Raw genomic sequence first — 13,417 nt, 5'->3', positions numbered from 1 at the left:
GCACGGCAGATGAGAAAGGGGAAAGCATGCCCCTGGGGCGCAGCAGCCTGCTCTATGACGTGGAGAACGAGCTGGTGCTCGATGCCCGGCTCGAGCCATACAGGGCAAGTGAGCGGCACATGGCCCTTGAGCACCTGAACTACCTCCAGGAGCTGTCCCTGTCGTCTCCTTGCCTGCTGCTCTTCGACCGGGGCTACCCCAGCCTGTGGCTGCTGGCCTGCCTGCAGCGCCGGCAACTGGGTTTTCTCATGCGCTGCCGCGCGCACTTCCTCACGGAGGTGGCTGCCTTTGCCCAGGGAGCCGAGCAGGATGCGGTGCTGGAGCTGGATCTAGGGGTCAGCAGGCGCCTGCCTAATGAGCAGTTGCAGCAATTTCTTTCCCCGGGGCAGACAAAGCTGTATGTGCGGGCCGTGAAGGTGGAGCTAAAGAACGGAGAGACAGAGTACCTGCTCACCAGTCTGCAGCAGGAAGGCCTTCCAACCCTCAGGCAACTCTACCACAAGCGGTGGGGAGTGGAGACAGGGCTGGATTTACACAAGAATCCGCTGCAACTGGAGAACTTCTCTGCCAAAACAGTGCTGGGCGTCAGGCAGGATTTTCATGCCCACATGCTGGCTGTCAACCTGAGCGCACTGCTCATCGCTGATGCTGAGCAGGAGTTGGAGCAGCAACAGGCCCTTAAAGAAAACAAGCATGTTTATAAAGTAAACAGGGCTGTGGCGCTGGGGCTCGTCAAGGACAATCTGCCCAGCCTGCTGATGGGGCAGGAGGCTGTTGAGCAGCTGTACGAGCGGCTCAAGCATAAAATCAAGAGAAGGAAGGAGGCTCTCAGGCCCGGCAGGAGCTTTCCCAGGGTCCGGAAGCGCAAATACAAATACAACATCAATAAAAGACCTGTCATATAAGCAGCCTTAAGTTGACGGCATTGGGTCGCGACCTGTCCAATCGTTCCTTAATAAATCGCCAGAACCCTATTAAGTGGTCCTACCCCCAATTTCAGGATTAGAGGATTGTCAGGATGAGCATTGGTTACCAGAGCAGTTCTTTCTGTTGCATTGACAGGCTATAGCAGAGACAGGTCGCGACCTGTCCGTACGAAGGATGATGATTCGGCAGGTGCTATTATAAAAATGGGAAGGCTGCTAAAAAGAAGGTGGCTTACTTTAGAATAGAGACAGGCTGTTTGTTTTCATCAATGGCAACAAATGTAAACTCACCCCTGATGGCATTTTCTCTGTGGTCGGAATACATTTGTTCAATATCGATTTCTACCCGCACCTTGATGCTGGTGTTTCCAACCTTTGTCACGGTGCCGACAAGTTCGATGATAGTACCAGCTGGAATTGGCTTGTTGAAGTCAATTTTGTCGCTGCTGACCGTGACCATGCGCTGCCGGCTGAAACGGGTGGCGGTGATGAAGGCCACTTCGTCCATCAGCTGCATGGCTGCGCCTCCGAAGAGGGTGTCGTAGTGGTTGGTTGTGTTTGGAAACACGGCTTTAAAAATGCGTGTCTCCGATTTTCTAATGCGTTCTTCTAACGTCATAGCTTTTTAAATGTGGGGGCAAACAACCGAAAGTTTTTGTAAAGCAGTAACAGGGAAGGAGGGAGACGAGTCTTTCGACATCAACCTCTTAGCCCGCTTCAGTTAGCTGGATTTGATGCCAGCCAGCTAGTGCAACACAATCGGTTATACAGTCTCTAAACGGCGCAGATGCCTGCTATACAGGGCCGCACACGCCAGGGCATCGCTCAGAGCGTCGTGGTGATTTAGTTGTATGCGGTATTCCCGGCATAGTTCTGCCAAACCTTTCTTGAAGATTTTGTATGTGCACTGCTGCTCGTAAGTCGGCTGTTGCACCTTATAATAATCGAGGGTATGGCGCAGGCAGCTGAAGTCGAAAGCACCGTTGTGAGCGACCACGGTCTGGTGCTCGATGTACGGTTTTATCTGTTGCCACACTGTATCAAAGGTCGGGGCCGTGCAGGTATCGGCGGCTGAAATGCCGTGTATTGCGGTATTGCGGTAGAAATAGAAATTGTCAGGCGGGCATACCAGTTTGTTTATCTTTTCGGTAATCTGCCCGTTCTCCACGCGGACTAAACCAATCTGGCAAATGCTCCAGCGCTTGCCTTGCGCGGTTTCAAAATCAATGGCGGTAAAAGAGTGACTCATGAGAGGGTGCTAATAGTTTGTAGCCGGCAAGATAGGCAGCACCCGCCTGAAAATCAAAGGCAGGTGCCGGAGATGAGAAAGAGTTATTAACCTAAACAGCACCTGAAAATATCAATTGGCTGGTGGTGAATATGCTACCTTTTCCGTTTTTTCTGTGCTGCTACTGTTTTCCCTCTTTCATACGCTGCCGCACATTGTCATCAACGCCTCTGCCTACTTCCATTGGTTCATGTACTGCCCCGGAAGTGGGCGGTGCTGGTGGTGCATTCTCTATCTGGTATTTGTGAATGATATTAGCAGACAGCCATTCGGTAAAACGTGGAAACAAACGATGAGACATCCAGGCGCCTTTTGCCTTCCAACCTACCGGAAGTTCGTTTCTGCGGCGAAGGGAAGCCCGGATGGTGGCATTCACTACCTTGCGCGGCGGATCCATGGCGGCCATTCGTGCGGTGCCGCCACTGTAGTTGGCTGCATGCCTCCAGAAGGGAGTATCCACCGCCCATGGCTCCACGGTAACCACCCTGATGTTTCGGCGCCCATCGAGTCTGAGCTCCTGGTTAAGCGCTTGCCCCAGGTTGAGTATTCCGCCTTTGGTGGCGGCATAGGAGGCATGGTAAGCAAGCGGGTTCACGCTTTCAATAGAACCCATGTTGATGAGTGTGCCATACCCCTGTGCCCTGAACTGCCGGATGGCTACATGGCTGCCGTAAATAAAACCTTTGAGGTTGATGTCGACAATGCGCGCCTGGTCTTCAATGGGTATATCCCAGAACCGGCCGATACCTCCGACACCAGCCATGTTTATCCAGACATCTATATCACCGTACTCCTGAAGCGCAGTATCTGCCAACCGCTGGACATCCTCTGCTTTGCTGATGTCCATGGTCACTACCAGCGCTGTTCCACCTGCAGCCCGCACATTTTCCGCCACCTCCTCCAATAACTCAGATCTCCGGGCAGCCAGCACAACGTTGGCGCCATATGCTCCCAATTTTTCTGCTACTCCGCGCCCAAAGCCACTGGAGGCACCTACAATAACGAATGTTTTGCCTGCCGTTTTACGCTGTCCGGACCTCCCCAGTTCAGAGGTGGCACAACCGCCCAGGAAAAAAGAAAGAAGCAGAAGGGCCAGAGCAAACACTTGTACCTGGTTTTTTACATTCGCGTTTTTCCTTCGATTGCCTGACATTATCACTGGTTCAGCTGCTTTGCTATAAAGCTGTTCTCTTGAAAGCGAAAGAAAAGTTGTTCCTGGCGCTGTTTTCTTATGCCGTGTTTGGGTGGCGGTATAAAGCTGTTTTAAAATGTTCATCATGTTACGATGTGATAAATTCAAGACATAGCTGTATTGACGTGTTTGCAGCCATATCTTTCACGGTGTAACAGTTTCAGAGTTGTAGTTTTGCAGCTTCCTCACTGTAACGACTAGTTGAGTTGCTTAACAGCGATTAGTATATTATGCTGTTGTAGTTGAGTGTAGTGATGGAACAGACTAGTTTCTTTTGTACTATTCACCCGAGATATACCCTTTTAATAATAGGTGTTATTTGGATAATTGGTAGTTTATTCTTTGGTAAATGTAAAAACTACTGAAACCTAAGTATTTGTACGTGTTAGAGAGCTGCTTTTATGTAACGGCCAAAATGAAACCAGCTGTTTCTTTTGCAAAAAAGACAGGAAATAGGATGAGTGATTCAGTTATCTTAATATTAATTAAGTTTGCCGGCTTAATTCATTAGATACAACTTATTGAGAAGAAATGCTCTGTCACGATTAGATAAGTTGATACCCCCTTTATATGACACAGGCAAATTGGACAAGTCACGACCTGGCCGTATGAAGAGGAATCCTCATTAATGCCTGAAGAGATGTTATAATTCAGAAGGGGTTACATAATGAATATTACCATGATGCAGGCATCGCTCGCCCTGCCAGCGGTATGCCACCAACTTGCCTGCCTTCGCCACGCTATAATCCACGCAGCATACATTCTTGCCGTACACGCTCGTTGCGGTGTTTCCGGACAGCCAGTAATGCCCAAAGAAGACTGGTTTTTCAGTTTCAGAGTAGGGCTTGTTTCTACTCACCAATGCTTCCGGTACTATCTCGTCTGATAAGGTGTCGTAAGTGCCGATGCTGTACTGCCTGTAGGTAAGCTGCTTTGGGCTGAGCCACCACTTTATCCGCAGGGCACTCCTGGCGTACCCGTCCTTGTCCTGAAATGTGAGTCCGGAGGGCATTGGCAGTTCTTTCCCTTTCAGCGTAACTTCTATCGCCTCGGTAAGCCTGGAGTCTTCTTTGTAGCGATGAAGCAGTATATTATCTGTCAGGCGATCGTTGGTCAGGTTATCCCGCAGGTACTGAATATGCGTTTTGTCCCAGCAGGCGTGTACTGCTCTTAAGTTCTCCTCTTCATGATAGAGCGGAAGCGTCTTAAACCACTCAATATAGTTATTGTATGCAGCTCCTCTTCCTTTGAATTGTTCTGCTGTTTCGGCGTGCTGCGACACATTACGGGTTGAGTGCTCGCGCAGGTATTCGCCGTCAGTGCCTTTTGTGTTGTAGAGGATGGCGTTGAGCTCGTGGTTTCCCATGAGTGCGATGGCCGTTTTGTTGTCAGCCATGGCGCGTACTATTTCCAGCGTTTCGCGGATCTTAGGGCCCCGGTCGATGTAGTCGCCCACAAAAATGACTTTTCTCTCCGGATGGCTATAATAGCCTTTGCTGTTGTCATAGCCAAGCTTTTGCAGCAGTTGCTCCAGTGCGTCAGCATGACCGTGTATGTCTCCTATAATATCGTACATGAATGTTAACTATTAGTCATGTAATTACAAAGCCGCTCTTCTTCAGAGGCTTTCTTCCCCAGACAGCGCAAATTGAGGCGGAGCTTTCACTGCGCCTGCTGTTGCTTTCAGGTACAAAGATACTTTGCTGCGGCTATTACTATCTAGTTTTACATCAACAAAAGATAAAGTTTAAGCATTTGCCTGGTAGTGATGTGGGATGGAGGGTGGGGTACGGACAATAAAAAACGGCCTCACGGGAAAGTCCCGTAAGGCCGCTTCTGCCATCAGAATAAGTTAAGTTTTAGAAATTGTAGCGTACGCCTATTCCGCTTTGGCCATGAATCCAGCCTGGAGCATCAAACACTTCAACAAAGGCATTAGCATCCAGGAAAATTGAGAAAGGCACTTCACTGAAAGTATATTCCAGCCCTATAACACCATCCACACCCAGGTCAAGGTCTGTAAAGCTTTCATAATATTCCCTGTCATCGTACTTGTACCTGTAATGCACATTAGTGAAGCGTACTTGAGGACCAACGCCATAATAGAACTGCAGTCTGTTGGCACCGGTAATATTATGGTGTTTCAGCCAATGCACCTGTAAGGCAGTTGTAGGCCCGGCATGGTGGCCTTTGTAGTCATACAGCTTTCTGTTGTCGAAACCGTCATACCGGTAGAAGCGGTCATCGTAGCGGTAGCCCCAGCGATACGACCTGCCCAGGGTTATCTCCCAGGCGGTGTTCCCGCTATACTTTTTGAAAGTGATACCTGCGGGGTCGCCAAAGCGGAGGCCGATACCCATATTTTTAGCGGAAGAGGAAGAGTTGGAACGGTTGGATGAACTGTTGTTTCTGCCCTTAGAGCCGGAATTGGAAGAAGCGTTTCTTGCGTTGCTGTTACCGCCGTTGTTATTCCGGTTCTGCCCTTTATCCTCTGTTACCAGTTCAGAAGCAACATAGCCAGTCTGCCCGCTGTAGGACACCTTCACCCATTTACTGTTGGTGCGTTCAATTAGCTTTACGTTGGAGCCTTGTGGTATTTTAGCAATTACCGGCTGGTCGGTGCCCGGGCCTTTCCTGATATTCGCTCCGGAAGAAGAGCTGATACGATAACTTTGCGCCTGAGCAGCTACAAAAAAGAGCATGCATACCAGCGTCGCGAATAGATACTTGTATAAAATTCTCATGTGTTAGATTGTTTATATAGCAAATCTAGCATGTTTGAAAATATAAACAATGTATAAATTCTTATTTTTTTCTAATGCTTCCGAATCCTGGAGTGGTGAATACCTGCTAAGCGTTCTTTAGTGAGTTTAAATGAAGATATTTTGTTTTAGATCCTGATTGTTTTGGGAGTGTTGATATTTATTAATTTCTTTAACTTATTAAGATAGTCATATATTTTTAGTGCATGTCTCCAGCCTAACCTTTGAGTAAAAATCAGGCATGATATTATTGAAGTTGACTTTACCTTCAGTTTAAGTTTTATCCTGGTATTACTCCCATTATCCTTTAGGCACGGTTCATTTACCTGTTCTGAGTATATTATTCCGGAGCATTTCTCCTTCATTTAAGTGATTTGGCTATAATATTGCCCACGCAGGTCCTGTTTAAAAAGCCAGATACGCTCCTCACGGTAAGGCAATCAATGGCAGTTATAGCTACTGAGAATATTCTGGAGCTTTTCGGGAAATTTTTTAAGCGAAAAAGTTATGAATAAAGCTAATAGCCATGGCGCCTTCACCCACACTGGAGGCTACCCTTTTGGTAGAGCCGCTTCGTATGTCGCCGACAGCAAACAGACCGGGCTGTGAGGTTTCCAGGGGGTAGGGCGGGCGATCTAAATCCCAATGGAAGCACTGTAAGTCGTACGCGCTGAGTTCATTTCCTGTAAGGATAAATCCTTTTCTATCCATACATATCAAGTCCTTTAGCCAGTCGTTGGCAGGCACAGCCCCGATAAAAAGGAACAGATTTCTTAAATGCAGGCTGCTTGTTTCCTTGCTTTTATTGTTGGTCAATATCACCCTTTCCAAATGCTCTTCCCCTTCCAGAGCTGTTATCTCTGAGTTAGTGTGCACCTGTATTTTGGGTTCGTTCTCCACGCGCTTGATGAGGTAAGATGACATGCTTTTTTCTAAAGTATCACCCCGGATAATCAGGTGTACCTTGGCTGCAAAAGTAGCCAGGAACATGGCTGCCTGACCTGCCGAGTTTCCTCCGCCTACTATAGCCACTTCTTCTTTCTGGCAGGTGTTTGCTTCGGTGGTTGTAGCGCCATAAAACACTCCTCTTCCTTTGTAGAAATCAATGTTTTCTACGTTCAGGCTGCGGTACTTCGCTCCCGAAGCGGCAATCACTGTGCTGGCGTATATTGATTTTCCTTCCTTCGTCTTTAACTCAAAGTGATTTTTGTGGCGTATCAGTGTTTCGGCTTCTATCGGCACAGAAACGGTGCAACCAAACTTCTGAGCTTGCGTGTAGGCGCGGTTCGCCAGTTCACTGCCCGAGATACCTGTCGGAAAACCTAAGTAGTTTTCTATTTTAGAGCTATTCCCGGCTTGCCCCCCGGGTCCTATTTTGTCTATGGTGATGGTTTTCAAACCTTCGGATGCGCCGTATACACTTGCGGCCAGCCCTCCTGGGCCGGCGCCCACGATGAGTATGTCGTATTTGTCTTCCTGAATAGTGGCGCTTAAGCCTGTATGGTGTGCGATGTCCTGAAGGGAAGGTTTACGGTACACGTTGAAATCAGCATCTATGATAACAGGTGTTTCCTCCTGTTTTATGTTGAAGTTGAGCAATATCTCTTCCGCCTTCTTGTCTTTTTCCAGGTCCAGCCAGATATACCGCAGGTGATTCTTGGAGAAAAAATCACGTATAACGTATGTCTCCGGGGAAAATCTGGAGCCAAGCAGCGTAAATCCGGAGTTGTTTTTCTTCAGCAGTTCTTTGCGCCTCAATATAAAGGCAGTAATAAGGATGTCGTTGAGGTCAGGGTAAGTGGAGAGGATATCCGAAAGCTTTTCGTGCGGAACCTGGATGAGCTTACAATCGGACTTTGCAACGGCCTTGAAAACAGAAGCTCTTTGAGAAAGCATGTCACTGTCGCCAGTGAATTCCCGTTTAGTATGGGTCGTAATAAGCGTATCCGGCTGAAAAGGGTCTATAATATCAACCTCTCCCTCCAATACAATAAAGAAATCGAATCCGCGCTCCCCCTCATCAATAATGACCTCCTGCGCCTTATATGTTTTTACTTTACCTTCCTTCTCAAAAATGGCAATCTGCTTTTCTGTCAGCGTCGGAAATGACTTTACTCTTTTCATCTCTTGGTTCTTAAATGATGCAACGATGCGTATTAAATCCTCGTGGTGCCTGGCGTGTAACAAAGGCTTATACGACACATGAAAATATTTTAAGGAGTTAACCACGTAAATTTTCATCCAGCCGGAGGTGGAATGATGGGCTGAGTGTTTTATTGCCTTCCTGGCGTAGTACCATTACACTTCCCAACTTGTTCCCTTATATGGCACACTGCCCATAAACATTATTGCTATTGTTATAGGATTGTCTCCCTGCAGAATTTATCCGTCTGTACTTTGCTAAATGCATTGAACTTTGATTAATTTTGATCCCTATTTTACCCTTAGGCTAGCAGCATGGAGTTTATTCAAAAATTATTTCAATCAGACTTCATGCCTCACGGGCATTGCTATTTCTGGAAGCCCGAAATCCTATGGCTGACAGTAGGAGGGGATGCCCTGACCGCGGCCGCTTATTATTCTATTCCGCTGATGCTGCTTTACTTTGCCCGGACCCGGCAGGATCTGGCGCACAAGCATGTATTTTTCCTGTTTGCGGCATTTATCCTCCTCTGTGGTACCACCCACGTACTGGATATCTGGACTGCCTGGGTGCCCACCTACCGGTTGGCTGGAGTGGTGAAAATGGTTACCGGTTTGGTGTCAATAGCCACCGCGGTGGTCCTTTACAGGTCAATTCCTGCTATGCTGGCTATACCCAGTAATGTACAGCTGGAGTCGGCAAACAGGCAGCTGAAGGAAGAAATAAAGGAGCGGGAAAAGACACAGGCCCAGCTAAACCTGACCAAAAGAGAGCTTGAAACGCGTGTGCAGGAGCGAACGGCGCAGCTTTTTCAGGCTAACCGTGACCTGGAGGCGGAAATTGAGGAGCGTAAAAAGGCGCAAAAAGCACTGCTGGACAAGAATCACGACCTGGTACGGATCAATGCCGATCTGGATAGCTTTGTATACTTAGCCTCCCATGATCTGAAATCCCCTGTAGCAAACATGGAAGGATTGCTGGTTGCCTTACGGGAAGAGATGGCGGCTCCGGATGGAGCGGTAGAACCTGTCCTGGAGCGGCTGGAGACCTCGGTCCGTAAAATTAACCGTACCATCCTGGATTTGTCTGATGTGAGCAAAATACAGCGACGGGCCGAAAACGAGGTTCAGGAAGAGATTCAATTTGATAAACTGCTGGCCGATGTATTAGGCAGTATTCAACATATGGTGCAGCAGTCAGGGGTGCAGATCATTGCCGATTTCAGCCGCCAGCCTTCTATCTGGTTTTTTCCCCAGCACCTGCAGAGCATCCTGCAAAACCTGTTGACCAATGCCATTAAGTACAGGTCCTCGGAGCGTGCTCCTGTTGTTAAAGTAAGTACAGAAGAAACAGCGGAGTATGTGGTGCTCACGGTAGAGGACAACGGGATCGGAATTGATTTAAATAGACACAGGAAAAAAATATTCAATCTTTTCAAGCGACTGCACGACCACGTGGAGGGGAACGGGGTCGGACTTTATGTTATCAAGCGCATCATCGACAACTATCAGGGCAAAATTGAAGTGCAGAGTGAAGTAAATAAAGGATCGACCTTTCGGGTATTTTTTCTTAAAACTAATGGGGCCACTTTAGCAAGTAATGAAATAACAGAGCAACGTACTATTGCCAGTGATGCCGAGTCCACTAATGATTTACAACCTGCCGAATAACACATAGTTTCTAAAGCGAATTCATGAAATCAGGCTTTGTATGTCCTTGTGATTGAAACTACAAGCCGCTTGTGTTAATGCTTTACTTTTGGATAAAAGAAGCTGTTAGGATCAACAATGAGTTTGGCCTCACCACCACCGGGGCTTTCAAGGAAGTTCGCTTTAACCATAGCTGTTTTTCGGGGGGCAACAGTAGTATCTGATTGGTGCGTGTGAAATACATATACTAAATTACCGCTCTTGTCTTTTAAAATATCGCCGTGCCCTGTACCGCTTTCACCTATGGTCTTTGTGCTGATAACAGGGCTTGAGTTATGTTTTACCCACGGCCCTAAAGGACTTCGGCTAGTTGCATATCCTACTGCATAGTCAGGATTACGGAAATCATTTGCGGAATAAATCATGTAGTATAAACCCTTATGCTTTAGTACTGTTGGGCCCTCTGCTACCGGCCAGTCGGCATTTGCCGTGTTTTCCCAGGGTTCTTCTGCTGCTATGCATTCGCGTAACGTCTCTTCTTTTATCCCGGAGAAGTTATCAGTCATTTCAGCTACAAATATCCTGTTGCCGTCTTTCAGGCGCACATGGTACAGGTACTTTTTCCCATCATCATCCATAAAAATAAACGGATCAATCTGCTTTACAGGAACAGCCAGGGGTTGTTTCACCTGCTGTTTAAAAGGACCGAGCGGGCTGTTACTTTCTGCTATAGCAATGTTCTCGTTGGCTGTATAAGCCATATAGAATTTTCCCTGGTGATAAAATACCTGGGGCGCCCAAAACCCTTTTGTCCCGAATGCTTCTCCCTGCTTCAGTGCAAAGCCATCCCGAACACCTGCTGGGCCTTCCCAGGATTTCATATCTTTTGAAGTATACACCTCAAATCCCTCATCGGCATTACCCTCCACTGTACCATATAAGTAGTAAGTGCCTTCATGATAAAACACAGTCGGATCGGCTAAGTTGATGCTGCTTTCCTCAGCTGCATCCTGTGCCTGCGAGCGAAGGCTGCAGGAACAAATCCAGAATGCTATAAGGAAATAACTGATGCTGACTGCTATAAACTTCAATGCTCGATTCTTTGATGTCATGATCTGCTGATGGGCTTAGACTATGATGGTTCGTTTTCGGCTCTCTGTTCCTTTGCTTCTGTTTTAGATTATGATTGCTGCTTCTCCACCGCCTTTCTCACGGCTGGTGCCACCACCGTTCCTAACAACTCTATGGCGTGCATGACTTTTGCATGTGGCAAAGTGCCCACGCTGATATGCAACAGAAAGCGGGTGTTTCCAAACAGCTCATACTCCCATAGAATCTTGTCTATAACCTGTTGCGGACTGCCTACCAGCAAAGAGCCTTCTGGTGTGCGCATCATATCATAATGCTCTTTGGTCATGGGAGACCATCCCCGTTCACGCCCAATTTTGCTCATCACATAGGCGTAAGGGCCGTAAAATTCATCAGCAGCCGTCTGGGAGTCATCCGCAATATATCCATGTGAATTGATTGCCAATTGGAGCTTTGCCGGATCGTGTTCGGACTTCTTATAGGTTTCTTTGTAAAGGTCTGTCAAAGGAACAAAGCGTTCCGGCATTCCACCAATAATGGCCAGAGCCATGGGTAAGCCGTATGTTGCTGCCCGCACTACTGATTCGGGGGTGCCGCCTACTGCCACCCAGAGCGGCAATTCCTGCTGGTATGGCCTCGGGTAAACACCACGGTTATCTATGGAAGGCCTGTGTTTTCCCTCCCAAATTATTTTTTCACTTTTGTTCAACTGAACAAGCAGTTCCAGTTTTTCAGCAAATAGAGAGTTATAGTCTTTCAGATCATTTCCAAAGAGCGGGAAAGACTCAACAAATGAACCCCGGCCTGCCATAATTTCCGCCCTGCCTTTCGAAAGCAGATCCACGTGCGCAAAATCCTGGTAAACACGAACAGGGTCATCCGAGCTTAGCACCGTTACGCCACTAGAAAGTTTAATATTCTTTGTTTTAACTGCCGCCGCTGCCAACACAACTGCGGGCGAAGACACAATAAAATCAGGCCGGTGGTGCTCGCCAATGGAGAATACATCTAAGCCCACCTGGTCCGACAGTTCTATTTCTTCCATCAGGTTCATCATTCGTTCATGGGGGCTTAGCAGTTTTCCGGTAGAAGGGTCAGGGGTGTTTTCTACAAAAGTTGTTATTCCTATTTCCATATGCGGTGCGATTATATTTTTTGAAAAAAACGAACAGTCATTACCTGTGGTAACGAAAGTGCAACTTAAATGTCATTCAATTTATACCTCCTTTTCAGATGATCCCGCTTTTGCCTCTAACACGCCAAAAGGAACTTGCCGTGCAAAGGGCTGTATTCCAAATAATTCCTTTCTGTTATTGGTCTTAACATAAATGCCTGTTGAAGAAGAAGGAATAAAATTGTCTCTTTCTTTTGGCGGTGGGTAGCAAAATATATTCTGCTAAAATACGAAGATTTACGTTTCATGAAAGAAATCATAAAATGTTGTCATGCTGGATATTGTCATTGAAGCACGTAAAGCATCCATCGGTCCTGGAATGGATGTACGCCGAATCCTTCCTTTCCGCAAGCGAAGAATGGTAGGCCCTTTTATTTTTATGGATCATGCAGGCCCTGTCGATATACAGCCTTCATCAACCACTTCCATGGATGTGCTGCCACACCCGCACATCGGGTTATCTACCGTAAGTTATTTGTTTGGAGGGCAGGTGACGCACCGCGACAGCACAGGGGTGCAGCAGGTGATACGTCCCGGAGAAGTGAACTGGATGACGGCCGGCAGTGGCATTGCCCATTCAGAACGTTTCGAAGACCCTGCTGCCCTGGCTGGAGGAAAACTGGAGATGATACAGACCTGGGTGGCCCTGCCCGAAAAAGAGGAAGAGGCTGCCCCTTCTTTCAATAATTACAAATCAGAAGAGCTACCCATTTTTACGGATACTGGGGTATGGATGCGGCTGATAGCGGGGGAAGCGTTTGGCTTGAAAAGTCATGTGAACACGCACTCTCCCTTATTTTACCTGCACGTCATCCTGGATCAGGGAACGCGTTTCGGACTACCTGCAGGACATACGGAGCGGGGTATTTATGTTGCGAAAGGAAGTATTGAAGTTTCAGGAAGAACGTATGCTGCGGGTCAGATGCTCGTCTTTAGCAAGGGGGCAGACCCGGCGATACTTGCAAAAGAAACGTCGACGCTGATGTATTTAGGAGGCGAACCGCTGGGAGAGCGATTTATCTGGTGGAACTTTGTCTCTTCCAGAAAAGACCGAATTGAGCAGGCAAAGGCAGACTGGAAGGAGGGGAGAATCCTTTTACCTCCTACAGACAACCAGGAATTTGTCCCGCTTCCGGAAGACCGCTCCAGGCCCGCCGGTAACCCTTCGCCCCAGGCACTATCATAAGAGCGAAC

11 protein-coding genes are annotated in these 13,417 nt (G+C 47.6%); 3 read left to right on the top strand and 8 right to left on the bottom strand.

Annotated features, from left to right (window positions below):
- The coding region (locus DXT99_RS05145; RefSeq protein WP_115564441.1) for a transposase at nt 1-905 on the top strand (905 nt) is incomplete at its 5' end.
- Nucleotides 906-1,158: 253 nt separating this feature from the next.
- Here DXT99_RS05145 and DXT99_RS05140 read toward each other — a convergent pair.
- The 6 genes from DXT99_RS05140 to DXT99_RS05110 form a co-directional block, all read right to left on the bottom strand.
- Nucleotides 1,159-1,545, bottom strand: coding sequence for an acyl-CoA thioesterase (locus DXT99_RS05140; RefSeq protein ID WP_115564440.1), 387 nt, complete (start codon nt 1,543-1,545; stop codon nt 1,159-1,161).
- A 144-nt stretch (nt 1,546-1,689) separates the two neighbouring features.
- The gene (locus tag DXT99_RS05135) at nt 1,690-2,175 is read right to left on the bottom strand and encodes a 3'-5' exonuclease (protein ID WP_115564439.1); all 486 of its coding nucleotides are present in this window, start codon (nt 2,173-2,175) and stop codon (nt 1,690-1,692) included.
- A gap of 160 nt (nt 2,176-2,335) precedes the next feature.
- The gene (locus tag DXT99_RS05130) at nt 2,336-3,493 is read right to left on the bottom strand and encodes an SDR family NAD(P)-dependent oxidoreductase (RefSeq protein ID WP_246000444.1); all 1,158 of its coding nucleotides are present in this window, start codon (nt 3,491-3,493) and stop codon (nt 2,336-2,338) included.
- A 556-nt stretch (nt 3,494-4,049) separates the two neighbouring features.
- Nucleotides 4,050-4,982: a metallophosphoesterase gene (locus tag DXT99_RS05125; protein ID WP_115564438.1), complete on the bottom strand. Its 933-nt coding sequence runs from the start codon at nt 4,980-4,982 to the stop codon at nt 4,050-4,052.
- 283 nt (nt 4,983-5,265) lie between these two features.
- Nucleotides 5,266-6,150 (bottom strand): SH3 domain-containing protein, encoded by an 885-nt coding sequence (locus tag DXT99_RS05120; RefSeq protein ID WP_115564437.1) that lies wholly within the window; start codon nt 6,148-6,150, stop codon nt 5,266-5,268.
- A 510-nt stretch (nt 6,151-6,660) separates the two neighbouring features.
- Nucleotides 6,661-8,292 (bottom strand): FAD-dependent oxidoreductase, encoded by a 1,632-nt coding sequence (locus DXT99_RS05110; protein WP_181885032.1) that lies wholly within the window; start codon nt 8,290-8,292, stop codon nt 6,661-6,663.
- A gap of 333 nt (nt 8,293-8,625) precedes the next feature.
- Here DXT99_RS05110 and DXT99_RS05105 point away from each other — a divergent pair, with 333 nt between their 5' ends.
- Nucleotides 8,626-9,981 (top strand): sensor histidine kinase, encoded by a 1,356-nt coding sequence (locus tag DXT99_RS05105; protein WP_115564434.1) that lies wholly within the window; start codon nt 8,626-8,628, stop codon nt 9,979-9,981.
- A 74-nt stretch (nt 9,982-10,055) separates the two neighbouring features.
- On the opposite strand, the gene DXT99_RS05100 is transcribed toward DXT99_RS05105, so the two are convergent.
- Together DXT99_RS05100 and DXT99_RS05095 are read right to left on the bottom strand one after the other, a co-directional pair.
- The gene (locus DXT99_RS05100) at nt 10,056-11,072 is read right to left on the bottom strand and encodes a glycoside hydrolase family 43 protein (protein ID WP_115564433.1); all 1,017 of its coding nucleotides are present in this window, start codon (nt 11,070-11,072) and stop codon (nt 10,056-10,058) included.
- Between the two features lie 68 nt (nt 11,073-11,140).
- The gene (locus DXT99_RS05095; RefSeq protein WP_115564432.1) at nt 11,141-12,184 is read right to left on the bottom strand and encodes an LLM class flavin-dependent oxidoreductase; all 1,044 of its coding nucleotides are present in this window, start codon (nt 12,182-12,184) and stop codon (nt 11,141-11,143) included.
- 310 nt (nt 12,185-12,494) lie between these two features.
- Here DXT99_RS05095 and DXT99_RS05090 point away from each other — a divergent pair, with 310 nt between their 5' ends.
- Nucleotides 12,495-13,409 carry a pirin family protein gene (locus DXT99_RS05090; RefSeq protein WP_115564431.1) on the top strand — a complete coding sequence of 305 codons (915 nt, stop codon included), beginning with the start codon at nt 12,495-12,497 and terminating at the stop codon, nt 13,407-13,409.
- Nucleotides 13,410-13,417: the final 8 nt, after the last annotated feature.

The sequence above is a fragment of the Pontibacter diazotrophicus genome (assembly GCF_003367245.1).
Taxonomy (GTDB): Bacteria; Bacteroidota; Bacteroidia; order Cytophagales; family Hymenobacteraceae; genus Pontibacter; species Pontibacter diazotrophicus.
This window is presented reverse-complemented; position numbering and strand designations above follow the sequence as displayed.